This window comes from Streptomyces rubradiris, assembly GCF_016860525.1.
Taxonomy (GTDB): domain Bacteria; phylum Actinomycetota; class Actinomycetes; order Streptomycetales; family Streptomycetaceae; genus Streptomyces; species Streptomyces rubradiris.
In genome coordinates this window covers 3,918,858-3,944,692 of sequence record NZ_BNEA01000015.1, presented here as the reverse complement: position 1 = coordinate 3,944,692, position 25,835 = coordinate 3,918,858, and the positions used below count along the sequence as shown (strand labels likewise).

Sequence of the window (25,835 nt, the reverse complement as noted above, 5' to 3'; positions counted from 1 at the left end):
CCGTGAGAAAGGAAGTCCCGGCGCATGTCCCCAGCGTTCCGTTCCAGCCGGGCCAGGGCCCAGCTGACCCTGATGGAGCCCCCGGCCTCGGTCGGCGCCAAGCCCGGCGGCACGATCGCGCGGCTGAACCTCCAGTTCAACCCCTCCACCCTGGAGCTGCGCAAGACCACGGAGTGGCGGCGCACCCCCTCCCGGATGGCGGGGCAGTCGGCGCTGCCCGAGTTCGTCGGCAGCGGCCCGCGCGAGCTGAGCCTGGAGGTGTTCCTGGACGCCACCGCCACCCACGACAACTCCGTGGAGCAGGCGGTGGAGAAGCTGATGAAGGGGTGTGTGCCGACCCCGGCCAGCCTGGGCCGGAAGAAGCCGGCCAGCCCCTGGGTGCGGTTCGAGTGGGGCACCGCGCGGACCACCTCGTTCGACGGGGTGCTCTCCAGCCTCTCGGTCACGTACACGCTCTTCGACGTGGACGGCAAGCCGCTGCGGGCCACCTGCGCGCTGTCCATCGAGGAGGCGAGCGTCGACCCGGCGGGCCAGAACCCGACCTCCGGGGCGCGCACCGCCCGCAGCACGCACACGGTGGTGGCGGGCGACAGCCTGGCGATGTTGGCCTGGCGGGAGTACGGCGACCCGACGGCCTGGCGGGTCATCGCGGAGGCGAACGGAATCGACGACCCGATGGCGCTCGTGCCCGGCACCGAACTGGTGGTGCCGGGACTGCGGGACGCCGGCGGTGAGGAGGAGCGGTGAGCACATCCGAGGCGGCGCGGGGCGGCCGGTCGTTCGCGGCGGACCCCGTCATCGAGACGCCCGGCGAGCTGCCGCAGGTCTGGGCGGCCCAGCTGGTGAGCTGCGTGGTGGACGAGAACGTGGGCCTGCCGGACGCGGCACAGCTCACCTTCCGCGACCCCGACCACGAGTTCCTGCGGGCGGTCGGCATCACCATCGGCACCCCGCTCAGGGTGTCGGTGGTGACGGTGAACGGGCAGGCCCGCGAGCGGCTGTTCGACGGTGAGGTGACCGCCCTGGAGGTGGACCGGGACCGTACCGGCTCGTTCACGGTGGTGCGCGCCTACTCCAAGGCGCACCGCCTCCAGCGCGGCCGGAAGGTGGTGGCGTACCGGAACATGACGGCGGCGGCGATCGTCCGCAAGGTGGCCGCCGGGGCCGGGCTGGCCTGCGGCACCGTGGAGGCCGCGCCGGTCACGTACAAGCAGCTGTCCCAGGCGAACGTGTCCGACTGGGACTTCCTGCAGTACCTCGCGGCCGAGAGCGGGGCGCAGGTACGCGTGGACGACAAGGGTGTACTCCAGTTCACCCGGCCGAAGAAGGCGTCCGGGGCGCCCGCGCCGTCGACGTCGGCCACCCGGAACCCGATGGTGCTGGAGTACGGGCGGAACCTGCTGGCGCTGCGGGCCTCGCTGTCGGCGGCGGACGGCGCCGCGCAGGTGGAGGTGCGCGGCTGGGACGTCACCACCAAGCGCCCGCTGGTGGCCCGGCAGCCGTCGGTGGACAGCGACACGGTGGTGCCGGGGCTGAGCCCGGCGTTCGCCGCCCGGTTCGGCAGGCAGTCCAAGCTGACCGTCACCGACACCCCGTACCGCACCCAGGCGGAGACGACCGCCGTCGCCGACGCCGTGGCCGCGCAGGTGAGCGCCGGCTTCGGGGACCTGGAGGCGGTCGCGGAGGGCAACCCGCGGCTGCGGGCGGGCAAGCCGGTCGCGCTCGGCAACGTCGGGCCCGCGTTCTCCGGCAAGTACACGGCGACGGCCGTGCAGCACGTCCTGGAGCCGCACGGCGGGTACCGGACCACGGTGTGGGTGAGCGCCAGCCCCGACCGCTCCCTGACCGGCCTGGTGACCGGCGCCAACGCGCCGAGCCGGGGCCCGCGCATGCCGGGGCTGGCGATCGGCGTGGTCACGGACGTGCGCGAGCCGGGCGGCGCCGAGAGCGGCGCGGTGAAGCTGCGGTTCCCCTGGCTGGACGACACGTACACCACCGACTGGGTGCGCACCGTGCAGTGGGGCGGCAAGGGCGGCGGGGGCGTGGTGAGCCCCGAGGTCAACGACGAGGTCCTGGTCGGCTTCGAACAGGGCCTGCTGGACAGCCCGTACGTCATCGGCGGGCTGTACAACGGCGTCGACAAGCCCTCGCCGCACGACGTCCCGCTGATCGACGGCACCACCGGCAGGGTCAACCGGCGCTCCCTCGTCTCCCGCTCCGGGCACCGGGTGGAGCTGCTGGACGCCAGGGCGCCGGGCCCGTCCGGGCTGCGCCTGCGGACCGCCGACGAGCGCCTCGAAGTGTTCCTGGACGACCGGCGCGACCGGATCGAGCTGACGGTGTACGCCCGGGGCCGGCAGCCCCTCACCTCCGTCGTGCTCGACGGCAAGGGCATCACCCTGGACGCGGGCCGGGGCGATGTGAGCGTGTCGGGCCGGAACGTGGACATCCAGGGCCGGGCCGGGGTGAAGGTCGGCGGCCGGTCGGTGAGCGTCACCGGCAGCTCGGACGTCACCGTCGACGGCGGCCTGCTCGGCGTCCTGAAGGCCAAGCTCATCCGCATCAACTGACCCGCCACCACCCGCAGTCAACCGAAACTCCCGAGGAGCAACGCATGCCGGCCGCAGCCCGTACCGGTGACCCCAGCAGTCACGGCGGTGTGATCACCACCCCGCCGCCCGGCGCCGCCGCGACCGTGGCCCGCGTGCTGATCGGCGGCCGGCCCGCCGCCGTCGTCGGCAGCCAGCACACCTGCGCGATGCCGCCGCACGCGGTCATGGGCCCGGCCAACGTGATCATGCCCAACCCGGTGGCGGCCACCGTCCTGATCGGCGGGCTGCCGGCCGCGCGGGCGCGCGACAAGACCTCGTGCGGCGCCACGATCCTGACCGGCGCCCCCAACGTCCTGATCGGGGGCCTGTGATGAGCGAGCGGTTCATCGGCCGCGGCTGGGCGTTCCCGCTGCGGGTCGGCCCGACCGGCGGCATCGCCCTGGTCGACCGGGAGCGGGAGATCGAGGAGGCGATCCGCCTGGTGCTCGGCACCGCGCCCGGCGAGCGCCCCATGCGCCCCGAGTTCGGCTGCGGCATCCACGACTACGTCTTCGCCCCCGGCGACGGCGCCACCGCCGGACGCATCGCGCAGCAGGTGCGCGAGGCCCTGGAACGCTGGGAGCCGCGCATCTCGGTGGACGACGTGGTCGTCGCCTTCGACGCCGTCGAGGACGGCACCCTCTACATCGACGTGCACTACACCGTGCGCTCCACCAACGACCGGCGCAACCTGGTCTTTCCCTTCTACACCATCCCCTCCGAGGAGGGGGCCGAGGACAGGGGCACGGACTGATGGCACTGCCCTCCCCGAACCTGGACGACCGGCGCTTCCAGCAACTCGTCGACGAGGCCAAGCGGTACGTGCAGCAGCGCGCGCCGGAGTGGACCGACCACAACGTCTCCGACCCGGGCGTCACCCTGATCGAGACGTTCGCCTACCTGGTGGACCAGCTGCTGTACCGGCTGAACCGGGTCCCGGACAAGAACTACACCGCCTTCCTCGACCTGCTCGGCATCCGGCTGTTCCCGCCGGCCGCCGCCGTCGCCGAGGTCGACTTCTGGCTGTCGGCACCGCAACCCGACACGGTCGAGCTGCCCACCGGCACGGAGGTGACCACCGCGCGCGGCGAGAGCGACGACTCGGTGGTCTTCACCACCACCGACCACCTGGACATCCTGCCCAGCGAGCTGACCCGCCTGGTGACCGCGCACCGCACCGGCGAGCAGACCGACCGGACCGGGACGCTCTCCGAGGGCCGCGACATCCCCTGCTTCCAGGCCGCGCCCGAGCCGGGCGACGCCCTGCTGTTCGGCCTGCCGACGGCCGTGCCCCGGTGCATCGTCGCCGTGCGCCTGGACAGCCGGGTGGAGGGCGTCGGCGTGGACCCGCGCCAGCCCCCGCTGGTGTGGGAGGCGTGGGACGGCGGCGGCTGGCGGGTGTGCGAGACCGGCGCGGACACCACCGGCGGGCTCAACCGGCCCGGCGAGGTCATCGTGTACGTCCCGGCCGGGCACACCGCCTCGGTGATCGGCGGCACCCGGGCCGGCTGGCTGCGCTGCCGGGTCACCGAGCCGGAGCCGGGCCAGCCGTTCTACTCCGAGTCCCCGACCGTGCGCGAGGCCGCGGTGTTCACCGTGGGCGGCACCATGACCGTGGAGCACGCCGAGACCGTCACCGACGTGCCGCTCGGCACCTCGGAGGGGGTGCCCGGGCAGACGTTCCGGCTCGGCCGCCCGCCGGTCCTGCTCGACCGCGAACCCCCGGTCGTGGAGGTGTCCACCGCCGAGGGCTGGCAGCGCTGGGAGGTGGTCGAGCACTTCGGCCGCTCCGGGCCCGACGACCGGCACGTCCGGGTCGACGCCACCACCGGCGAGTTCGGCTTCCCGCCCGCGCTGCGCGAGCCGGACGGCACGCTGCGCCTGTGCGGCGCCGTGCCGCCCAAGGGCGCGCAGATCCGGGTGGCCCGCTACCGCACCGGCGGCGGCCCGGCCGGCAACGTCGCCCGCGGCGCGATCTCCGTGCTGCGCAGCTCCGTGCCGTACGTCGCCCGGATCACCAACCGGGAGGCGGCGCGCGGCGGGGTCGCCGGGGAGACCGTCGAGAACGCCAAGCTGCGCGCCCCGCAGGCGCTGCGCATGCAGGAACGCGCGGTGACCGCCGAGGACTACGAGATCATCAGCCGCCAGGCGGCGCCCTCGGTGCGCCGGGTGCGCTGCCTGCCCGCCGCCGAGGGCGCGGGCGCGGTACGGGTCCTGGTGGTGCCGGACGCGGTCGCCGACGAGGGCGACGACCGGCTCCGCTTCGAGCAGCTCATCCCCTCCGACCAGGTGCTCCAGGCGATCACCGCGTCCCTGGACGAGCGGCGCCTGATCGGCACCCGCCTGGTGGTGGAGCCGCCGGTCTACCAGGGCGTCACCGTGGTGACCCGGCTCGCCGCGGCCCCGGGCGACACCGACCGGGTGCGCGACGCGGCGCTCGCCGCGCTGTACCGGCACCTGAACCCGCTGCACGGCGGCCTCGACGGCACCGGCTGGCCGTTCGGGCGGCCGGTGCAGTACGGCGAGCTGTTCGGCGTGCTGCAACGCGCCGTCGGCAACGCGCTGGTGGAGGAGATCCGCCTCTTCCCCGCCGACCCGATCACCGGCCGGCGCGGCGCCCCGACGGACCGCATCGACCTGGCCCAGGGCGCGCTGGTCTTCTCGTACCAGCACCAGGTGGTCGTCACGGCCGTGGACCCGGAGGGCGGACGATGAGCCGCGCCGCGGTCCCCGGCCTGCCGAGCCGTCACCCGATCGGCGAACAGCTGCCGGCCCTGTACGCCGACGACGACTTCGCCCAGCGCTTCACCGCCGGCCTGGACACCGTCCTGGCCCCCGTCTTCCTGACCCTGGACACCCTCCCCGCCTATCTCGACCCCCGGCTGGCCCCGGCCGACTTCCTGACCTGGCTCGGGTCCTGGGTGGGCGCCACCGACGACCCCCAGTGGCCGGAGGAACAGCGCCGGGAGGCCGTCACCCGCGCCGTGGAACTGCACCGCTGGCGCGGCACCGCCCGGGGTCTGACCGAGGCGCTGCGGCTCGCCCTGGGCGTGCGCGCGGAGGTGACCGGGGCGGGCGGGGCGACCTGGTCGGCGACGCCGGGCGCGGACCTGCCGCCGGAGTCCGCGGCGGGGCCCGTGGTGCGGGTGTGGCCGGCGGAAGGGGGCGCCGACGGGCCCGGGGTGGACCCGGCCCGGGTCCGCGAGATCGTCCGGGTGATGTGCCCGGTGCACACCGACTGCCGGGTGGAGATCCTGTCCGGCCCGCCCACCGACGAAGGGAGGTGACGCCGTGCGCGCGTGTCCCTCGTGCGGGGCGTCGAACGGCCCCACGGACGACTTCTGCGGCAACTGCGGCACGTACCTGGGCTGGTCGGACTCCGGCCCGGCGACGAGCACGCCCGCGCGGCCCACTCCCCCGGACCCCGGCCCGGACCCGGACCCGGAGCCCCCGGCCGCCGGCCCCGCACCGGACCCCGCCCCGGCGGACGAGCCGGCGCGTCCCGCACCGCCGCCCCGCGCCTCGTCGCTGCGCTCCCGCCTGACGGGCCGGGCGCGCGGCGAGACGAAGCCGGAGGAGCCGGGGCAGGGGCGGCCGGGGCAGGAGGAGGCGAGGCGGGAGGAGGCGAGGCCGGCCGGGGCGAGGGCGCAGGAGCCGAGGCCGGCCGGGAGCACCCGCCCCGAGGGCGAGCCCCCCGCCACCGCCCCTGACCGGACCGAGTCCGCGAGCGCGCCGACGGGCGGGTCCAGCTCCACGTCCCGCACCGAGCCCCACGGTTCGGGGGCGACGGGCACGGGTACGGCTGCCGACGCCCGCCGTTCGACAGCGGCGTCCGGCGAGTCCCCGGCGGACACGCGGGGTTCGACCGTCCCGCCTGCCGCATCCCCGTCCGCCGCCGGTGGCCCGGCGGCACCCACCGACTCCCGGGCCGGCACGCGAGGGTCGTCGCCGGCGTCCGCCGACTCCCCGTCCGGCGCCCGTGGTTCGGCGGCCGGACCCACCGAGTCCCCGACTGGTACGCGGGGTTCGTCGACCACGCCCACCGAGTCCCCGACTGGCACGCGGGGTTCGTCGACCACGCCCACCGACCCCCCGGCCGACAAGCGTGGTTCGTCCGCCACGCCCGTCGACTCCCCGGCTTCCCGTCGCCGTTCGGCAGCCGCACCCCCCGCCGCCCGCCCGGCACCCGCGCCCGACGACGGCCCCCGCCGCCCCGAACGCACCACCCCCACCACGGCGGCCACACCCCCGGCCCAGCCCCGGCCCCCGCAGCCCCCGGCGGCGGCGCGGCCCTCCGTCGGGCCCCGCGTGCCGTCGGCACCGGACGCACCGGGCCCGCGCTCCCCGTCCGCGCCCGCCCCGGAGGACCCGGCGCCGGAGGCCGTGCTTCCCGTGCGCCCGGCGAAACCGGTGGCCCCGCGCCCCGTCGTACGGCCCGTGGAGGCGCCGGAGGAGGTGGCGGGCAGGCCCTGCCCGTCCTGCGGCACGCCCAACCCGCCGGGCCGCCGTTTCTGCCGCCGCTGCGCGGCCGAGCTGAACCCGGCGGTGAAGCCGGCCCCGCTGCCGTGGTGGCGGACGGTGTGGCCGCTGCGCCGCCGGGTGCGGGCCGGCTCGGGCCGCGGCGTGCGGCTCCTGGTGATCCTGGGACTGCTGGTGGCGCTGTGCGCGGCCGGTCTCTTCCTGCTGCCGGCCGGACGTGCCCTGTTCGAGGACACCCGGGACAAGCTGGGCAAGCCCAAGGCCGTGACCCCGGTGGGCATCAAGGCGAGCGCCGAGGTGCCCGGACACCCGGCACGGAACACCACGGACGAGGTGAGCAACCACTACTGGGGCGCGCCGGCGCCGGGCGCGTCGGTGACCTACACCTTCGGGGAGCCGTTCCGGCTGATCGACGTGATCATCACCAACGGCGCGTCCAAGTCCCCCGAGGCCTACGCCGACGAGGCGCGCGCGCTCCGGATGGACATGGAGGTCACCACGCGGGACGGCGAGGTGCACCGCAAGCAGATCACCCTCGCCGACAAGCCGGGCCCCCAGACGATCCACACCGGATTCAGCCATGTCACCACGGTGCGCCTGGTCCTGAACTCCCCGGCCGGCCTGTCCCCGGGCCGTCACCTGGCCCTCGCGGAGGTGGAGTTCTTCGCCCGGAGCTGACCCGGAAACCCTGCCCGGAGGCCCAGCAAGGGAGTTGCAAGGAGACTGCAAGGAAAGTGCCCTCCGGGCCGGGAAATCCCCTGTCGACCGCTGAACGCGGCGACGAGCGATGGGGGATCGCATGTCCGTCAGCACCACGAAACCAGCACTGATCGAGCAGGGACACTGGCTGACCGTACGAGACTGCAAGAGGGTATTGGTGGTCGTCCACACCGTGACGTTCGCCCAACGCCTCCAGGAAGTCTTCGGTCTGCTGGAGTCCGACCTGCGCGTCCAGCTGGTCTTCACCGCCGCCCCGCACGCCTTCGGCAGCGGGGTCACGCAGTACCTGCACGAGCTGGGCATCACCACGGTGCCCTGGGAGGAGGCCCTACGGACGGAATTCGACCTGGCGTTGGCCGCGGGGTCCCGCGGAGTGCACGAACTGCGCGCTCCGGTCCTGCGCGTCTCGCACGGGGCGGGACACATCAAACTGCTCACCGACGTCAGCGGGCTCGCCCCGGGGGAGCACCGGGCGCCGGGGATGCTGAGCAGGCAGCACCTGCTGCACGAAGGCCGCCTCGTCCCGGCGGCGATCGCCTACGCCCACGAACGGGACGTGGCGGAACTGGCGCGGTCGTGCCCGGAGGCGCTTCCGGCCGCGCACGTGGTGGGCGACCCGTGCGTCGACCGGATCACGGCGGGCCTGCCGCTGCGCGAGGACTACCGCCGGGCACTGGGGATCGAGAGCGGGCAGCGGCTCGTGGTCGTCACCTCCACCTGGGGGCCGGCCTCGACGTTCGGGCGGCTCGACGCCCTGCTCCCGCAGTTGCTCGGCCGGCTGCCGGACGACGGCTACCGCATCGCGCTGCTGGTCCACCCCAACGTGTTCGCGGGCCACGGAACGTGGCAGGTGCGCGGTTGGCTGGCCGGCTGCCGTGACCGGGGTGTCGCGCTGGTGCCCCCGGAGGCGGACTGGCAGGCCCCGCTGATCGCGGCGGACTGGATCATCGGCGACCACGGATCGCTGACCGTGTACGGCGCGCTCACCCAGGCCACGCTGCTGCTCACGCCCGGTCCTCGGCGGGAGGTGTCCGCCTCCTCCCCGACGGCGCTGCTCACGGCCGTCGTGCCCGTGCTCGCCCCGGGGTATCCGCTGGCCGAACAACTGGAGTACGCGGCGCGGTTGCGCCGCCCGGGGCAGTACGACGAGGTGACCGCCTCGCTGTCGTCGGCGCCGGGCGAGTTCCACCGGCGGATGCGCGCGGTCGTCTACCGCCTGCTGGGCCTGGGCGAACCCGCCCTTCCGCCGCTCGTCACCCCGCCCCCGCCGCCGCCTTCGCTGCGGCAGTGGGAGATCCCGGCCGGACGGGGAGCGGAGCGGTGATCCGCCGGTCACCGTCCCCCCGGGTGCACGCGTCGCCTGCCCGGGGCGGGGAGCCGGGGGCCGCGTGGGCCACCGTCTGTTTCCGTCCGCCGCTCACCGGTGCCCTGCCCCGGGAGGCGGGCTTCCGGGGCGGGCCGGCGCTCGTCGTCTGGCGCACGCGGGCGGCGCACGGCCCGGCCCTCGTCCGCTGCGACGCGCTGCCGGTCACGGAGCGGGGGTGTGCGTACCGGCACCCTTCCCCGTGTCTCCACCCGCCCGGCCGGCTGCCGTGCGACACGCACCTGTGGGCGGACGCGGACGGGCCGGCGGAGCTGAGAGAACACGCCGACGTGCTGGTCGGCCGGGTGCCCCGGGCGGTCACCGAGGCCCGGCGGCGGGTGCGGCTGCTGCTCGCGGAGCACCCGGGGTGTCTCGCCGCCGTCGTGCCCGGCTTCGGCGCGGGGTGCGTGGTCGGGGTGCGGCGGGCGGCGGGTGGCCCGTGGTGTGCCGGGCTGGAGCGGGGTGGTTCCCGGGCTCCGGCCTCGCCCCAGGCGGTCGCCTCGGTGGTGCACGCCTGGGTGGCCGCCGGGGGCGCGCCGGACGCGCTGCGCGCCGTCGTACCGGGGTTCCCCGGTTGACGCGGGGGTGGTCGGACGGGCCGGCCGCGGCGGAGGATCACCGCTGCCGCAGCCGGCTCTCCAGGCGGTCGGCGTCGGCCGGGCTGAGCCGGCGCAGGAGGTCCCGGGCCGCCTCGTAATGGCGGGCCGCTTCCGCCGGGTCGCCCCGCGACTCGGCGGCCAGCCCCAGCCACTCCAGGCAGCGCGCCTCCCAGTGCTCCGACCGGGCGCTGCCCGCGCGGAAGCGGGGCAGCGCCTCCCGTAACAGCCGGGTGCCCTCCTCCAGGTCCCCGGCACGGACCAGGACGTGCCCGAGGAGGGCCAGCACCCGGGTGGCTTCGTAGGTTTCTCCCAGCGCGTCCAGGTCCGCCCGCGCCCGCCGCAGGTGGGCGGCGGCCGTGTCCGGGTCGCCGGCGGTCAGCGCGGTCTCGCCGAGGCGCCGCCGGGTGAGCGCCGCCCCGCGCCGGTAGCCGATCGACTCCCGCAGCCGCAGCGCCTCATCGAAGTGGCCGCGCGCCTCGTCGAGCCGGCCGGTCAGCAGGGCGATGTGCCCGAGACCGCTGAGGGCCTGGGCCTGCTGCCGTACGTCCGCGTCCGCGGTGGCCATCTCCAGCGCCCGCCGGTACCAGTCGGCCGCCTCCGCGTACTGACCGGCGTCGCGCAGGCCGATCGCGCCGGAGGTGAGCATGCGGCCCTCCCCGGGCCGGGAACCGCTGCGGCGGGCCGCTTCGAGACCGAGCCGGTGTGCCTCGATCCACATCTCCGTGGGGCGGAGCCGTAGGAAGAGGGGCCAGATGAGGTCCGTCAGCCGCCAGCAGTGGGTGTGCCGGCCGGTCCGCGCGCAGTGCCGGACGGCGCCCATCAGCCCGTTGCGGTGGGTGTCCAGCCAGGCCAGCGCCTCGTCGGGGCCGTCGAGCGGGGTGGGCGGAACCGATTCGCCGGGCAGGACGTCGGGCAGGTCGTGGTCCGCCAGCCGGTGGCTCGGGGTGAGGATGTGCTCCGCCGACGCCGCGGTGGACAGGCACCAGCCGACGAACCGGCGCAGTACCTCCTCGCGCCGGGCGGGCTCCTCGCGCTCCTCGCCCAGCCGGCGGGCGTGCGGCTGGACGAGGTCGTGGAACCGGTAGGTGCCCGGTCCGGTCTCCTCCAGCAGGTTCGCCTCCACGAGGGCGTGGACGGCGATGTCGGTGACGTGTTCCGCGTCCTGCGGCGGCTCGTCGTCGGCCGCGACGGCGGACAGCATGCTGAGGTCGTGGCGGTCCGTGGGCAGCAGTCCCATCCGGCGGTAGAGCCGGGCGCTCGCCTCCGGCAGCGCGTCGTACGCCATGTCCAGCGCGGTCCGCATCACGGCCTCCCCGTCGATACGCAGCAGATCGACCGCCCCCTGCCCACGGGACAGGCGGTCGGCCAGGGCGGACACGGAATGGTGCGGGCGGATGGCGAGCTGCGCGGAGGCGAGGCCGACGGTCAGCGGCAGCCCGCCGCACAGCCGGACCACTTCCTGCGCGGCGGCCGGCTCCCGGGCCACCCGTGCCCCGCCGCCGACGGCCAGCAGCCGTACGGCCGACTCGTCCGGCAGTCCCTCCAGCCGGTGCAGGGACGCCCCGTCGACCCGCAGCCCGGTCAGATTGTTCCTGCTGGTCACCAAGGTGATCCCGGTCGGCGAACCGGGCAGCAGCGGACGTACCTGGGCGGCGGTGAAGGCGTTGTCCAGCAGCACGGCCAGCCGCAGTCCCGAGGTCAGCGAACGCCACAGCGCGCTGCGCTGCGCGGTGCCGGCCGGTAACGAGGACACGCCGAGCGCGATCAGGAAGGCCTCCAGGACGGTGGTGGGCGAGGCCGGCCCGCTCTCCCCGTCGGCGACCGGTCCGGCCAGGTCGGCGTACAGCTGGCCGTCGGGGAAGCTGTCGGCGTGCTCGTGCAGCCAGTGGCAGACGAACGTGGTCTTCCCGACGCCCGCGAGCCCGCTGACCACCACCACCTGGGCCGCGTGCGCGGGGTGCCGGGCGCGCAGCGCGTCCAGGGCCCTGCGGTCCGCCTCCCGGTCCATGAACCGCGCCGTGACCGGCGGGAGCTGGCGGGGAACCGGGGGCCGGGAGCGGGACGCTTCGGCGGGCGGGTGGAAGTGGACGCCGCCGTGGATGTCACGGGCCTGCACGCTGGGGCCGTGGAGTACCGCGTTCCCGCCGATGGCGTTGGCGGTCGTGCCCGGCACCGGACCGGGTGCCGGGGGCGGCGGCGCGGACGGGGCGTGCCGCCGTAACCATGCGGCGAGCGCGTCCCGCGTCGCCGTATCCCGCAGGGCGGTGGCGGCCAGCTCCCGCGCGAGGTCCTGCCAGGGCGGTGCCTCCGGCCGGTACGGGCCCGTCGTGTCCGGGGGCCAGAGCCGGGCCGGCGCCGGGTCCGCGCGCGCCGCGGTGTCCACGACCCGGGCCAGCTCGCGCCAGGCGGGGGTTTCCAGGTCGGTACCGCAGGCGGCCAGGGCCGCCAGCAGCGCCCGCCGCGTGTCCGAAGGAGAAGCTCCCACGAGTGACTCCTTTCGACTCCTGGAGGAATCACTCCCCGCTCCGGAAGGGATGGGAACGAAACTCCGGGAAGGGTGGGAGCGGAAGTCCGGGAAGGGTGGGTGCGCAAGAGATTATTTATCGGTCAATTTTGGACTGGTCAGTTCCGGTTATGGCCTGTGGGAGCGAGTCCATGACACTCTCGAAGACCCGGGCAGGCCCTACCGGCGGGAGGACGCTGGTGGAGTTCGAGATTCGGCTCTCAGGAGCGGTCGAGGTACGAGCGGCCGGCCGGCGCGGTGATCTCCGCTCGACCAAGACCCGGCTCACCCTGGCCGCCCTGGCGTGGGACGCGGGCCGCACCGTGAGCGTGGACACCCTGATCCACCGGGTCTGGGACGACCATCCGCCCGGCAAGGCCCGGGAAGCGCTGCACGCGCACGTCTCCCGCGTCCGCGCCTCCCTGCGGATCGCCGGCAGCGACGCGCCCCCGATCACCAGCCGCACCAACTCCTACGTGCTCCAGGTCGACCCGGACCGGGTGGACCTGCGCTGCTACCAGAGCTGTGTGCACCAGGCCCGTGCCCTCAGGGACAGCGACGACCAGGAGGCCGCCCTGCGCCTGCTGGACCGGGCGGACGGGCTGTGGCGCGGCGAACCGCTGGCCGGGATCGCCGGTTCCTGGGCGGAGCACCTGCGCACCGCCGTCGGCGAGACCAGCCTCGCGGCGGCGATGACCCGGACCGAGATCCTGCTCGGCGAGGGCAGGTTCGCCGACGCCGTCCCCGTGCTGCTGCCCCTGGCCGAGGAGCATCCGGTGGACGAGGCACTGGCCGAGCGGCTGGCCATCGCCCTGTACGGCTGCAACCGCACGGCCGAGGCCACCAGGCTGCTCCAGCGGACGCGGCAGCGCGTCGTGCGCGACATCGGCCTCGACGCCGGACGCTGCCTGCACCGCGTCCACCAGGGCATCCTGTCCGGCACCCCGGCGGCGGATCTGCTCAGGCGCACCGGCGCCGACGAGAAGAAGCCCGCACGGCCGGCCCGCCAGGTCCCGGACAACCTGCCGCGGGACGTCCCGTGGGTCGGCCGGCGCGAGGAGCTGCGCCGGCTCACCTCCGCGCTCTGCGAAGGACAGGGCAGCCCCGGCGTGGTCGTCACGGTGGAGGCGATCGACGGGATGGGCGGCGTCGGCAAGACGGCGCTGGCCGTCCACCTGGGGCACCGATTACGGGACCGCTTCCCCGACGGGCGGATCTTCCTGCACCTGGGCGGGGCCCACCCCGACCGCACGGTCACCGCCCCGGCCCGGGCGCTCACCGAACTGCTGCGGCTGACCGGTCTGGACGCCAAGGAACTGCCCCACGACACGGACGAGTTGGTCGCCCTCTGGCGGGCGACGGCCCGGGACCGCCGGATGCTGGTGATCCTGGACGACGCCGCCGGATCCGACCAGGTCCGCCCGCTGCTCCCGGGAGCCTCCCCGGCGGCGGTCATCGTGACCAGCCGCCGCCGGCTCCCCGGGCTTCCCGGGGTACGGCCGGTCTCCCTCGACGTGCTGCCGCGCGAGGACGCGATGGCGCTGTTCACGAGGCGGCTGGGGGTGCGGCCCGGCACGGATGAGTCGGACATCGCCGAGATCGTCCGGATGTGCGGCTACCTGCCCCTGGCCATCGAGATCGCCGCGAGCCGGCTGCTCGCCCGGCCCTCCTGGGGCACGTCCGACCTGCTGCGCCAACTGCGCACCGGCGGCGCGCACCTGGCCCAACTGCACGACGGGGAACGGGCGATGGTGCGTGTCTTCGACCTGTCCTACCGTGCGCTGAGCGCGGAGCAGCAACTGGTCTTCCGGCGCATCGGGCTGCATGTCGGCACGGAATTCACGCCGCACGCGGTGGCGGCGCTCACCGGCCTGTCCGTCCCGGTGGCCGGGCGGATACTGGAAGAACTCCTGGCGCATCACCTGGTTTCCGAAAAATCTCCGTACCGGTTCACGATGCACGACCTCCTGCGTGACTACGCACGTTCGTTGATGATCGAAGTCGGCGACGTGGAGACCGAGGACGATTGCCGGCGGGCCGTGCGGGCCCTGGTCGATCACTACGTCAACACTGCGGACCGGGCCGACAGGCTGGCCTATCCCTTCCGTTCGCGCATCGCCGACTTTACAGATGTGCCAGTTGTGTCGGGTCCGGAACTCGCCGACGCACAGGCGGCCGAGCAATGGCTGATCGCCGAGGGCGCCAATCTGCTCGACACGCTGGACTGGCTCGCGCATCACGGCACGGAACGCCAACTGGCCATCGCGGTCCATGTGTTGGCTGGTTTCCTGGATATGGAAGGGCACGTCCTCGCGGCCGAGCCGCTGCTGCGGCGGGCCGTCGCCCACTGGGAATCCGCAGGTGACAGCGCGGCCAGGGCCCGCGCCCTGCTCGACCTCGGCGCCGTCCACACCCACAGCTCCCGCTACGCGGAGGCCATCGCGGCCGTGACCGAGGCTTTGGAGGCCGCACGCGACCTCGGCGAATGGGAGCTGCGGAGCGAGTGCGTCCACCAGTTGTCGATTCCGTTGTGGCAGACGGGGCAGTACGCGCAGGCGCAGAAATTGCAGAAGGAGTCGCTTCATTTCCTGTTGCGAACGGACAACAAGCGGAAGATCGCCCGGAGCAGGAATTTGTTGGGCATCCTTCACCTCCACCTCGCCGAAAATCGTGAGGCGTTGGACTGCTTTACCTCGGCGTTGGCTGATTTCACGGAAATAGGTGACGACCGGGGAAGGTACAGCACGCTGAACAACATCGCGGAACTGTGCCAGCGGATGGGAGACCCGGAGGCCGCCGAGAGTGCTTATCGTGAGGCGATGAGTGTGGCGGAGGGAATGGGAAACAAAAGGGACCGGGCCACTCTGGAGATGAATTTGGCGAGTGTCCTGGACACCCTCGGGAAGACCGAGGAGGCCCTCGCCCTGTACGGCAGGGTCCTGCCGGTGCTGCGAGCCGTGGGCGACCGTCGTGGCGAGGCCATCGCTCTCAACCGCATCGGCAGGGCCCACCGCGCGGCCGGCCGCGGCGAGGAGGCCCTGCCCCGGCACATCGCCGCCCTCGCGGTGATCCGCCGCATTCACGCGACAGGTGAAGAGGCCGAAGTGCTGTACGACTTGGCCCTGGCGGAGCGCGACACGGGGCGCACGGAGCAAGCCGTGGCGCACTTGGAGGAGAGCCTCACCGTGAGCCGCAGCATCGGCGCCCCGGTCGAGGAAGCCCGCGCCGCGCGGGCTCTGGCGGAGCTGCGCGGGACACTGAACGAGTCTGTGCAGTAGGGGCGAGAGCGCCCGTATTCGGCATTGAGTCGCCACGGCCGGACAAACCGGGTGGCCGCCGCGTGAGAGGCTTTGCGTACCGGACTTCGGAAGTCCTCTCCGGCGGTCGTGCGGTTGCACGTGATGCGTCGGGATACGATTACCTCGCTGCGGCGCCAACCCACCATCTTCATGGCGGTGTTCCCGTGCGCCTGCGCTCTTCCGCGTTTCCTCCTCTCTTCCGGTCGTGAAAGGTTCGACGACAGAGTGAAGTTCATGCTCGCCATTGGGCTCACATGTATCGCTTACTTTGTGATGGCGAATGGTGGCTCCCCGTCAGCTCCTGGCATATGACAGAGGCAATTTTCTGGACCTGATCGCAGCCACGCGGTCGGGTACCGGACACCGGCCCCACGCGCGGCTGACCGGCCCTCCCACCCCGGGGAGAGGCCGGTTCGCCTTCTCCCCGGTGGGGGCGGGGCTCTGAGACCATGGCGCTCCGATCGGTACCGCTTCGTCGGGGACAAGGAGCGCGGGCATGGACTCGATCTCGGCGGGACTCCTGGTGACGTTGGCGACCGGGGCGGCCGGTGAGGCCGGGCGGCAGTTGTGGGCGGCGCTGAGCGGGCTGGTGCGGAGAAGGCCCGCGGCGGGGGAGGAACCGGAGCCGGTGACCGGAGAGGTCGAACTGGCCTCCCTGGCCGAGGCCCCGCACGATGTCGCGCGGGCGCGGGCGCTGAGCGAGGTCCTCGCACTCCGGGCCGAGCGCGACCCCTGGTTCCTGGCCGGCCTGACGCGATGGCACGAGCAGGCGCGGAGGCTGGGAACCGGCCAGGGGGACACCAGCAACACGATCAGCGGCGGGACGCAGAACGGACCGGTCCTGCAAGGGCGTGACTTCTCCGGGATCACGTTCAACGACCCCGGGCAGGGCGGCGCCCGCTGACCCGCCCGGCCCTCAGCGAGGCGCTGTCGACGGGGACGGGAGCGGGTGTCACACGGTCACCGGCACCCCGATCCGGTGCAGGAAGCCGGTCGTCCTGTGCAGCACCCGGGCGTGCGCGGCCTGCCGTGCCGGATGGTCCAGGAGCCGTTTGCGCAGGCCGGGCCCGTCGGCGAGGCCCGCGTCGCGGTAGGCGGCCGGGCTGTAGAAGGACGCCATGGTCTCCCGCAGGTACTCCGTCAGATGGCGGCCGGTGGCCCGGCGCCCCTCCTCGTCCAGCCCGGACTCCGCCAGCCGCTCCCACAGCAGCCGGACCAGCCGCACCCCGAACGCGATGTGCCGGCCCTCGTCCCGGTGGTGGTTCCGGTTGAGCTGCCGGATGGTGGGGTGCAGGCGGGTGTCCGCCGCGAGCCGTACGTTGTAGTGGTCGACGACCTGCGCGAAGAGCAGAATCCGGGCGAAGACCAGGAAGTCCTCCAGCGCGGGGTCCTGGTCGGCGGAGGGCGGCCGGAGCTTCTTGTCCGGGTAGATCCGGCCGCCGTACTTCAGGCAGAAGGTGGCGAAGAACCACATGTGCTCGTTCTCCTCACCGACGAAGCGGTGGAAGAGCCCGGACGGCACCTCGAATCCGGGGGTGTGGAGGCGCCGCATCACCTCGATGAGCAGTTCACGGATGCCGTGGACGCCGAGGCTGTAGAAGTTGACGCTCTCCCAGCGGCTGAGGACGCACAACTGCTCGTCGCTCAGCTCGTCGGCGTACTCCGTACCGTGCACGGACAGCAGCTCCGGCGAGAACCAGTACTCGTCCCCGGGCAGCGCGGGCGGCCACGCGAGGGCGGTGTACGGGTCGCACTGGTCGCCGCCCGCCTCGGCGGACAGCCGGTCGAGCAGCTTCCGGAAGTCGTGGTCGTCGGTCACGGTGCCTCCCGTCGCGGCGGCCCCGCCGGGTGCTTGTCAGTTCGGCCCGGTTTGCCCGCGCTTCACGCTAACTTGCGCTCCGGAGCCCTTGGAACAGCGCCTTTTCGCCGTTCCAGGGGTGCGTCAGGCGTGACGGGGAGGAGCTGCCGGGGCGCCTGCGGACGGAGCGGCACCGGTGGCGGCAACCCGACAGGAGCCGCCCGCGCGCCTCACCGCGCGGGGTCGGGTACGGGCTCGAGGACGTCGGCCCAGACCCGGTCGGTCCACGGTTCCGCGACCCCGAGGCGGGCCGCGACGACATCGTCGAGGAAGCTCGCGCAGCGGATGGCCACGGTCTCGCCGGGCCACCACATCGAGTCGCACTCGGTGCACAGCAGGAACCGCGCGCCATCGCTCTTGAAGCGGTACGGACGGACCCAGTCCTGCTCACAGCGCGGACAGACCTGATCGAATGGCATGAGGAGGACGTTACCCGGACCGGAGCGCGCCCCTCCCGGGCGCGGGCTACGGTTCCTTGCCGCAGACCTCGCCGGGTTCCAGGCTCGCTATGGCCGACCAGGGGACCGAGACCTTGCCGTTCGTCCCCGTGCGGAGCTCCACGTGGTTCCGGTCGGCGCGGATCAGTTCGCCGCACAGCACGTCGGTGCCGGTCTTCACGATCACCGGCTGCCCGCCGGACCCGGGCGTCGTCACCCAGGCGACGAACAGCGCCGCGACGACCAGGACCACTCCCAGGACGCAGCACAGGCGGGCCCGGACCAGTGCCCGGGTCACCCGTGCCACCTCCCGCTCGGTCCAGCGGCGCAGCGCCTGCCCGCCCAGGAGGATCTCGCGCTCCACGGTGCCGTGCGCCGCCCGTACGGCCAGCAGCGACCCGGCGACCAACAGCACGAAGGCGGTGAACAGCAGCCCGGTGGCGGTCACGCGGGCCGCGTCGGACAGGTCGGCGAGGTTGTCCCGCCCCTTCAGCAGCACGAGGACCGCGAACAGGGCCGTCAGGCCCGTCAGGCCGGTGCGCCACCCTTCCGCCTGCCGGCGCAGTTCCGGAAGCCGGGTGAACTCCAGTTCGCGGGCGAGTTCGGCCCAGCGGCGGTCGGAACGCGTGCTCATCGCCGTATCCGCCAGCTCGCGCCGCATCCGACGTAGTGCGTGTCCGGGGGGCACTGGGGGTGGGCGTGGCCGCACTCGCACAGGTGCACTTCCGCGAGCAGCGGCTCCGGCTCGTCCTGCGCCCGGCTCGTCGTACCCCTTCCGAGGAGCCGTCCCAGTCCGCCCTTCGACCCGGTGCCCGGCCGGGCCCACGGGAACAGCGTCCGGGTGGCGCCGTGACAGCGCGGGCACCTCCCGGAGACGATCACTCCGCTTCCGTCCGGGGCGGGTTCCTGGGTGAACAGGGCGGCGTCGACGTCACCGGCGTCCACGTCGGCGTACGGCACGCCGTGATCGTGCGCCCGCGTCATGCTGTCTCCTCCCGTTCCCCGGACCGCTCTCCCGGGACGTCGGCGGACTCGAACCGGAGCCCGAACATGTCCGCGTACACCTCCAGGCGCCCGCGCACCCACTCGGGCGTCTCGTCCACGGCGCGGGCACACCGCTCGATCCGGTCCCGCCCGACCGGGCCGGTCGCCTGCGGGAGCCGCCCGTCGAGGTGTGCGGAGAGGATCGTCAGGTCCTGCCAGCCGGGTACGACGTCGGGGACGCCGGTGATCGACGGCGGCACCTCCTCCAGGGCGAGGTAGGGGGTGATGCGCCGCTGCCAGGTGTGGCGTACGGACTCGCCGAGCCGGCCGGCGATGCCGACCAGGTCGAGCGGCAGCAGCGGGGTCCCGGGCGGGGAGACGCGGTACGCCGGGTCGACGGCGACCGCGTCGTGGGCGGTGGGCACGTCGTCCGGCAGAGCGGCCCGCGCCTCCTCGGACAGCTCCGGCACGAGCGCGCCGATGGCCCGCAGCGGAGCCAGTGCCCGGTACGCCGCCCGCGCGCCGAGATTGCGGCCGCGGGCGTAGTCCACGAGCCCTTTCGCGGTGAGCGGGGTCCAGCGAGGGGTCTCCCACCACTCGTAGTCCTGGTCCTCGTCCGGGCCCGTGTCGATCAGTACCGCCGTCTCCTCCCAGGTCGGGGCGTACTCCTCCAGCTCCTCGGGCGGGCGCGGGGCGACCAGCCCGGCGCTCAGCCCGAGGTTCCGGGCCTCCCGGTGCGCGGTGTCCCACAGCACCGACAGCTTCTGCCGGAGCCGCTGGCTTCCGGTGAACAGCACGGCCGAGGTCGCCGGTACGGGATAGTCGGCGCCGTCCCAGCTGGGGTCCTCCCCGGAGAACGCGTACCTGCTGGGCGTCGGGAGGTCGTCCCAGGCGCGCAGCAGGCTTCCCGCGTCGGGCAGCCGCACCCTGGCCTCCCTCAACTCGTCCGCGTACCAGGACAGTTCCTCCCACGACGTGTCGTGGGAGCGGACGAACGCCAGGTCCCGCAGCGAGACGCCGTCCTCCAGCCGGATGCCCTCGTCGTGCAGCCACCGCACGAGGTTGCCCGTGTCGGGGGAGGGTGCCGCGTCCCGGCCGGGCGAGCGCCTGGTGTAGCGCCGGCGGAGGACGACTCCGAGGGCCTCCGTCTCGCGGGCCAGGACGCGTTCGGCCTCCCACACGGTGAGCTCGCACTCCGCGGCCAGGTCCACCGTGGCGGCCCACGGCAGCACGGGGCGGCCCGCGCCGTCGTGGCCGAGGTAGTGGCGCAGGACCGGGAACACCTCCGGTGACACGGCATCCCACCGGGCGGCCAGGACCGGATCGGGCGCGGGGCGGCCCAGCCAGGCGAACTCGGCCATCCGGCGCGTCACTTCGGCCGTGCCGAGGCCGGTCGCGGCGGCCACCACCCGTACGTCCCAGGGGTGGATCGCGGGCCGCGCCCGGTGCTTGTCCTCCTTCAGGTAGAGGAGCTTCAGCTCGGCCTCGGAACAGACGTGGTCGCGGTGGTGGTCCGGGACGTCCCCCAGCGGCCGGCCCACGAAGGGCGCGTACCGGGCGCATGTCTCGGCCAGCTCGCCGAGGGGCGTGCCGAAGCGGGCGGAGGCACGGACGATGCCGGAGAGATCGTCCGGGGCGTGCCGGTAGTACATCTCGTCGACGACCCGTCGCTTGCGGGGCACGGACTGCCCCCAGACGCTGATCTTGAGCCTGTCCAGCCCATCGGGCTCGCTGCCCAGGAGCCCCTCCATGACGCACCAGTCGGTGAAGCCCGGTTCCCAGTCCAGGTCGCCGTCGGTGAGCACGGCGGGGCCGGCCAGGCGCGGATGCGCGATGCGCAGGCCACGCGCCACGCGCAGCACCTCCGCCACCGTCATGTCCTGTTCATGGGCGGCCAGCACCGCGTCACGCCAGTCGCCGCCGACGCTCTCCGCGATGTACGACCAGCCGGGCTGCGGAACGGGGTGGCCCGCCAGGGACAGCGGAACCGCCTGGTTTCGGGTCCGGAACCCGGGCCCGAGAGCGGCCAGCCGCCAGGGCCGGACCGCCTGCGAGAGTTTCTTGTCCTGGTGCCCCAGGCGCTCGTCGTCGAGGGACTTGTCCAGCCGGAACCAGCCGACCTCGTCGAGATCCATCCGCCGGCCATGACCGCCCGACACCGGGACGCCGTGCCCGCGCAGCGTCTTCCACAGCACTCGGGCGATCGAGGGCTCACGGGATTCCAGCTCCCACAGCCACTCCAGGCTCAGCGGGGCCCCCGTGGCGAGGGCGCGGGCGCCCCGCGCGAACTGCTCGCGGGCCCACAGGACGTCGTACTTCTCCAGCTTCTTGCGGTTGACGCTGAGTTCGCCCGCGTGCGGGCCCGACAGATTGAGCACGTACCCGAAGGGCCGCTGGTCCGTGGCGATGCCGTCGCTCACGATCGCCCCGTTGCCCGAGACCCACCACAGCGTGCCGGGCACGGCCTCGACGACGAACCGGGTGGAGAACTCGCCGGGCCCGTCACCCGTCTTGAGGCGTCCGGGCTGCCAGGTCTCCCCGGTGCCGTCCTGGTCGCGCACCTCCAGCCGGAACTCGCTGAGCAGGACCAGGGAGCGCAGCACCGCCACCGCGGAGTCGTCGGGCAGCGCGCTCGCGCGCCGCAGGTACAGCCGGACGCGGGTGCCGCCCTCGGGCAGCAGCGTCCCGTCCTGCTCGTCGTCCTCCCGCACCCGGAAGAGGCTGCCGCTGACCGGGATCTCGACGCGCCAGGCGGTCCGGGCGGGGCGGCCGTCCGTGCCGACCGGCCGGGTCACGATCGACATCTCGTCGGCGAGCATGAAGTAGCTGAACACCCCGATGCCGAACCGGCTGTTGGGGTACAGCCGCAGCGAGCTGTCGTGCCGCAGCCAGGCGGCCTGCTCGCGGCGGAAGGCATGGGACTGGTCGAAGCGTCGGCCGGCCCGGGTGAAGGTGTTCCTGAGCTGGTCGACGGTCATGCCGACGCCGTTGTCCACGCACTCGACGTAGCGTCCGCGGGCGTCCTCGCCGGTCTCGATCCGGATCAGGCCCGCCCATGTGGCCGGTTCCCTGCCGAGCGAGCGCAGGTACCTGACCCGCATCTCCCGGTAACGGCAGGCGTCCATGGCGTTCTGGTACAGCTCCCGCAGCGCGAGCGCGGGCTGGCCGTCGTACAGCTTCTCACCCATCAGCAGCCTGCGGATCTCGGTCTGCGCCAGGGAGAACCGCGCGAGCGGCACGTCGTACGCGTCCGTGCCGCGGGCGCGGTCCGGGCGGAGCCGGTGGTCGGCCAGCCGCGCGGGCAGCGCACGGAGCAGCGCGGACTCCTCCCGCGGGAGGTGGCGGGCCGACTCCCGCAGCAGATGGCCGAGGTCGTCGGCGTCCTCGACGACCGAGGCGAGCGCGGCGTGTACCGCCGGGTGCGGGCACACCGCGTCCAGTTGCAGCGTGGGCGGGGTGTTCCCGTCCTGGTCGAGGTCCCAGAAGGCGTCCCGGAGCACGGTGACCACCTCGCCCGGCACCACCGCGTCGGAGACGGCGAGGTGTTCGGCGAGGACCTCCGGCAGACACCGGGTGTCGAAGGCGATCAGACCCGCGAGGCGGAGCAGCGCGGCGAGCGGACGCACCCGCAGGCGCCACGGTGTCCTGCGCACGACGTGGCGGTCCGGCGGCAGCCGCTCGTCGTCCGGCGGGGCCCCGGCGGTGATCCCCGCGGCGACCGCGCGCAGCGCCGTGGACAGCGCCCCGGCCCGGCCGCCGAGCCGCTCGCCCGCCGCCGGCGGGGTGACGTCCAGCAGCCGGGCCACGAACTCGTCGGCCAGTACGGCGGGTACGGGCTCCTCGTCGGTCACGAACCGCTCGGCGATCCAGCGGTGGACCAGCCACAGTGTGACGGCGTGCCGGTCGTCCCCGGGGTCCGCCAGCCACGTGTGGAGGTCCGTGAGTTTCTCGGTGAGCTGCGGGTACTGCTCGGTGATCTGCTCGTAGTGCCGCCGCTGACCGTCGGCGTCCGGGCGGCGCCACACCAGCTGCGGAAGCAGTTCGGCGGCCTGGCTCAGCCGGTCGGCCCAGGCCGTCTCGTGCAACAGGACGCCCGCGATCAGCGCGGTGACCTCCAGGGCGGACAGCTCGGCGCCCTTGGGCAGGAGCTGGGGGAGGCGCTCGGACAGCAGCCGCACCGGATACTCGTCGTCGGCCCAGGGGTCCGGCAGCCGCTCCTGGGCGCGGTGCACATGGCGGGCGGCCTGGGCGGCGAGGCGGGACAGACAGTCCTGGAGATGGGCCACGGCTTCCGCGTCGCCGTCCGGGACCCGCTCCCAGAGGGCGGACGTGCGCACGACGTCCTGCCAGGGTTCGAGCAGCCGCCTGCCCTCGGCGACCGCCAGGGCCCTGGTCCGCTCCGCCAGGTCGTGGCCGTAGTAGACGCCGACCTTCTGCGGCGGGCGCTGAGCCCGTTGGCAGAGCGTGCGGGTCGCGTGTTCGGTCGCCCGGTACACCTGCTCCACCGTCGTGGCCTCGGTCAGCGGGTCGAAGGCACGGGCCAGCGCCGCGGTGAAGAAGCTGCCGGTCTCCGTGAAGCCGCTGGGCTGACCGGGGCCGCAGCTCGTCATCATGGCGAAGCCGCCGTGCGGGGGACCCGCGACCACGTTGCTGCCGAAGGCCACGCCCTGTTCGCCCACGCCCCAGCGGCAGGCGTCGATCACCCACAGCACGGTGCCGGCCGAGCAGTTGGCCAGATAGCGGCTGATGTCGGCTTCCAGGAGCGACTCCCGCACGTGCGGCTGCTCCCACCCGGCCGCGTCGTCGCTCGCGGGGGCACGGGCGTCGGCCGGGACCAGGTAGTCGGTGGTGCCGATCCGGACGCCGTGTCCGGTGAAGTAGAGGAGCACCGTGCTGTCCGGGGGCGCGCCGCCGGAGAAGTCGGCGACGCCCGCCGTGATCTCGTTGCGGGTGGGATTCAGCAGGGTCCGCACCGCGTACCCGCTGCCGCGCAGGGAGGTGCCCAGGACCTCCAGATCCGTGGCGACCGTCTCCGCCAGGGGCGGAAGAAGGTGTTCCGCCCCCGGGTTCGCGCCCACGCCGATGAGCAGGGCCACACGTCCCTTGTCTGCCACTCGCCCCCCTGAACTCCGCCGTTCCGCCCATGGTGACACCCGCCCCGGCCAAGACGGTTCGTTCGGCTTTCCTTTCCCTCTCTCCGCATTGGCTGATTCCAGCCGGTGCGGTGGCGATGAGCCGTGTCCCGGTTCGGGAAAGGGCGGGGCAGCCGCGCGGCGCGGGGCTTCCAGGTGACGAAGGCGAGGTGGTCGTCCCCCGTCCACGCGCGGGACCGGCGGGCCGGCCGGGGACGGGCGTACGGTGACGCGGTCGCCCATGCTCCTCCAGTGGCTGGGGCAGGGGCGCCGCGCGTGGGGCCGGGGCGGGTTCAGCTCGCGGTACGGCCCCGCAGGCCCGTCACGGTGATCAGCGCCCCGGCCAGCAGGGTCAGTCCGCCGACGACGAGCGCCCACCGGGTGCCGCCGGCGTTGGTCGCGGACAGGTTGAGCACCGCACCGAGGACGGCGACACCGAGGGAGGCGCCGACCTGGCGGGCGGAGTTGAGCGCGCCGGCCCCGATGCCGGCCAGCTCGGGCGGTACGGAACTCGCCGTGCCCGCCACCAGCGCGGGCAGGGCGAAGGAGACGCCGAAGCCGAAGGCGAGCAGTCCGGCCACGGTGGCGGTCGGGGCCAGGGCGGAGTCGCCGGTGAACGGCGCCTGGAGCAGCGCGCCGACGCCCATCAGGACGAACCCGGTGGTGGCGGGGCGGCGCGGGCCGATGCGGCCGACCAGCCGCCCGGTGTAGATCGGGTTGAAGGCGGTGGGCAGGGTCAGCGGCAGGAAGGCCAGACCGGCGCTGAAGGAGGAGTAGCCGCGGCTCTCCTGGAAGTACAGCGACAGCACGAACAGCAGCCCGGACAGGCCGAAGTTGGCGAGCAGACCGGAGGCGAGCGCGGCGGAGAAGCCGCGGCTGCGGAACATGCGCAGCGGCAGCATCGCCGCGTCCCCGGCCCGCGACTCGGCGGCGACGAACACCGCGGCGGCCACGGCGGCCAGCACGAGGCCGGCGACCACCGCCCCGGCTCCCCAGCCCTTGGCCGGGCCCTCGATCAGCGCGTACGACAGGGCGCCCAGCGCGACGACCGCGCCGACCTGGCCGGTGACGTCGAGGCCGCCGCGCTCCTTGATGGCGGTCTCCGGGGCCAGGCGCATCGTGATCACGAAACTGACCAGCGCCAGCGGCACGTTGATGAGGAAGATCGCGCGCCAGCCGACGGTGTCGGTGAGCGCGCCGCCGACCAGCGGCCCGGCGGCCAGGGCGAGCCCGGTGATCGCGGCCCAGTTGCCGACGGCACGGGCGCGGTCGGCGGGGTTGCCGTAGGCGTTGGTGATCACCGCAAGCGAGGCGGGCAGCAGCAGCGCCCCCGCCACACCGAGCGCCAGGCGCAGGGCGACCAGCGCGCCGAGGGTGTTCGCGGCGGCACTGACACCGGAGAGGACGCCGAAGGCCGCCAGGCCCCACAGGAAGACCCGGCGCCCGCCGAGCCGGTCCGACAGCCAGCCGGCCGTCAGCAGCAGGGCGGCGAAGGTGATGGTGTAGCCGTTGGTGACCCACTGCAGACCGCTCAGCCCGACGTGGAGGCTGGTGGAGATGGCGGGCAGTGCCACCGAGACGATCGTCATGTCCAGCAGGACCATGAAGTAGCCGAGCGAGAGACCGGCCAGCAGGGTCCGCGAGGGCTTGTCGGTTGGTGCCGGTGCGACGGAGGCCCGGCGCGTTTCCGCCTGCGTCGACATGTGATTCTCCTTCGTCGGACAGCGCGAATTACCGCCGCGGAAAAGGAAGTTGTGCGGGCGGCGCAAACCATTCAAGCGGACCGGAAAGGTGAATTGCCGCTGGTGACGACGGGAATTCCCTATGGGTAACATCGGCTCAGCCGATGGGTCGAGCAAGGGGGAGCCAG

At 73.9% G+C, this 25,835-nt stretch carries 18 protein-coding genes; 11 read left to right on the top strand and 7 right to left on the bottom strand.

Annotated elements, in window-relative coordinates; translation table 11 throughout:
• Nucleotides 1–24: 24 nt before the first annotated feature.
• The 9 genes from Srubr_RS30650 (at nt 25) to Srubr_RS30610 (ending at nt 9,731) form a co-directional block, all read left to right on the top strand.
• On the top strand, nt 25–747 hold the full coding sequence (locus Srubr_RS30650; protein ID WP_189995187.1) for a CIS tube protein: 723 nt from the start codon (nt 25–27) through the stop codon (nt 745–747).
• Nucleotides 744–2,570 carry a VgrG-related protein gene (locus tag Srubr_RS30645; RefSeq protein WP_189995189.1) on the top strand — a complete coding sequence of 609 codons (1,827 nt, stop codon included), beginning with the start codon at nt 744–746 and terminating at the stop codon, nt 2,568–2,570. The genes Srubr_RS30650 and Srubr_RS30645 overlap by 4 nt, the downstream gene beginning before the upstream one ends.
• A gap of 44 nt (nt 2,571–2,614) precedes the next feature.
• The gene (locus tag Srubr_RS30640) at nt 2,615–2,923 is read left to right on the top strand and encodes a PAAR domain-containing protein (RefSeq protein ID WP_189995192.1); all 309 of its coding nucleotides are present in this window, start codon (nt 2,615–2,617) and stop codon (nt 2,921–2,923) included.
• Nucleotides 2,923–3,345, top strand: a complete 423-nt coding sequence (locus Srubr_RS30635; protein WP_189995194.1) for a GPW/gp25 family protein — start codon at nt 2,923–2,925, stop codon at nt 3,343–3,345. Before Srubr_RS30640 ends, Srubr_RS30635 begins: the two co-directional genes overlap by 1 nt.
• Nucleotides 3,345–5,306 (top strand): putative baseplate assembly protein, encoded by a 1,962-nt coding sequence (locus tag Srubr_RS30630; RefSeq protein WP_189995196.1) that lies wholly within the window; start codon nt 3,345–3,347, stop codon nt 5,304–5,306. The genes Srubr_RS30635 and Srubr_RS30630 overlap by 1 nt, the downstream gene beginning before the upstream one ends.
• Entirely contained in the window at nt 5,303–5,878 is a 576-nt protein-coding gene (locus tag Srubr_RS30625; RefSeq protein WP_189995199.1) for a phage tail protein, read from the top strand. The genes Srubr_RS30630 and Srubr_RS30625 overlap by 4 nt, the downstream gene beginning before the upstream one ends.
• A gap of 1,021 nt (nt 5,879–6,899) precedes the next feature.
• Nucleotides 6,900–7,748 carry a zinc ribbon domain-containing protein gene (locus tag Srubr_RS30620; RefSeq protein ID WP_268987385.1) on the top strand — a complete coding sequence of 283 codons (849 nt, stop codon included), beginning with the start codon at nt 6,900–6,902 and terminating at the stop codon, nt 7,746–7,748.
• 121 nt (nt 7,749–7,869) lie between these two features.
• Nucleotides 7,870–9,114 (top strand): hypothetical protein, encoded by a 1,245-nt coding sequence (locus Srubr_RS30615; RefSeq protein ID WP_189995201.1) that lies wholly within the window; start codon nt 7,870–7,872, stop codon nt 9,112–9,114.
• Nucleotides 9,115–9,137: 23 nt separating this feature from the next.
• Nucleotides 9,138–9,731: a hypothetical protein gene (locus tag Srubr_RS30610; protein ID WP_189995203.1), complete on the top strand. Its 594-nt coding sequence runs from the start codon at nt 9,138–9,140 to the stop codon at nt 9,729–9,731.
• A gap of 37 nt (nt 9,732–9,768) precedes the next feature.
• Here Srubr_RS30610 and Srubr_RS30605 read toward each other — a convergent pair whose 3' ends face one another.
• Nucleotides 9,769–12,237: an ATP-binding protein gene (locus Srubr_RS30605; protein WP_189995205.1), complete on the bottom strand. Its 2,469-nt coding sequence runs from the start codon at nt 12,235–12,237 to the stop codon at nt 9,769–9,771.
• 218 nt (nt 12,238–12,455) lie between these two features.
• Between Srubr_RS30605 and Srubr_RS30600 the strand changes: the two genes are divergently transcribed.
• Together Srubr_RS30600 and Srubr_RS30595 are read left to right on the top strand one after the other, a co-directional pair.
• Entirely contained in the window at nt 12,456–15,533 is a 3,078-nt protein-coding gene (locus Srubr_RS30600; RefSeq protein WP_189995207.1) for an AfsR/SARP family transcriptional regulator, read from the top strand.
• 517 nt (nt 15,534–16,050) lie between these two features.
• On the top strand, nt 16,051–16,458 hold the full coding sequence (locus tag Srubr_RS30595) for a hypothetical protein (protein ID WP_189995209.1): 408 nt from the start codon (nt 16,051–16,053) through the stop codon (nt 16,456–16,458).
• Nucleotides 16,459–16,506: 48 nt separating this feature from the next.
• Here the strand turns inward: Srubr_RS30595 and Srubr_RS30590 are convergent, their stop codons facing one another.
• From Srubr_RS30590 to Srubr_RS30565, 6 genes are all read right to left on the bottom strand, one after another.
• Nucleotides 16,507–17,373 carry a diiron oxygenase gene (locus Srubr_RS30590; RefSeq protein WP_189995211.1) on the bottom strand — a complete coding sequence of 289 codons (867 nt, stop codon included), beginning with the start codon at nt 17,371–17,373 and terminating at the stop codon, nt 16,507–16,509.
• Nucleotides 17,374–17,582: 209 nt separating this feature from the next.
• Entirely contained in the window at nt 17,583–17,831 is a 249-nt protein-coding gene (locus Srubr_RS30585) for a hypothetical protein (RefSeq protein ID WP_189995213.1), read from the bottom strand.
• Nucleotides 17,832–17,877: 46 nt separating this feature from the next.
• The gene (locus Srubr_RS30580; RefSeq protein WP_189995215.1) at nt 17,878–18,483 is read right to left on the bottom strand and encodes a hypothetical protein; all 606 of its coding nucleotides are present in this window, start codon (nt 18,481–18,483) and stop codon (nt 17,878–17,880) included.
• A complete protein-coding gene (locus Srubr_RS30575; protein WP_189995217.1) occupies nt 18,480–18,833 on the bottom strand; it encodes a hypothetical protein in 354 nt (117 codons plus the stop codon). Before Srubr_RS30575 ends, Srubr_RS30580 begins: the two co-directional genes overlap by 4 nt.
• Nucleotides 18,830–23,947: an HD domain-containing protein gene (locus Srubr_RS30570; protein ID WP_189995219.1), complete on the bottom strand. Its 5,118-nt coding sequence runs from the start codon at nt 23,945–23,947 to the stop codon at nt 18,830–18,832. The genes Srubr_RS30575 and Srubr_RS30570 overlap by 4 nt, the downstream gene beginning before the upstream one ends.
• A 311-nt stretch (nt 23,948–24,258) precedes the next feature.
• Nucleotides 24,259–25,668 carry a DHA2 family efflux MFS transporter permease subunit gene (locus tag Srubr_RS30565; RefSeq protein WP_189995221.1) on the bottom strand — a complete coding sequence of 470 codons (1,410 nt, stop codon included), beginning with the start codon at nt 25,666–25,668 and terminating at the stop codon, nt 24,259–24,261.
• Between the last annotated feature and the right edge of the window lie 167 nt (nt 25,669–25,835).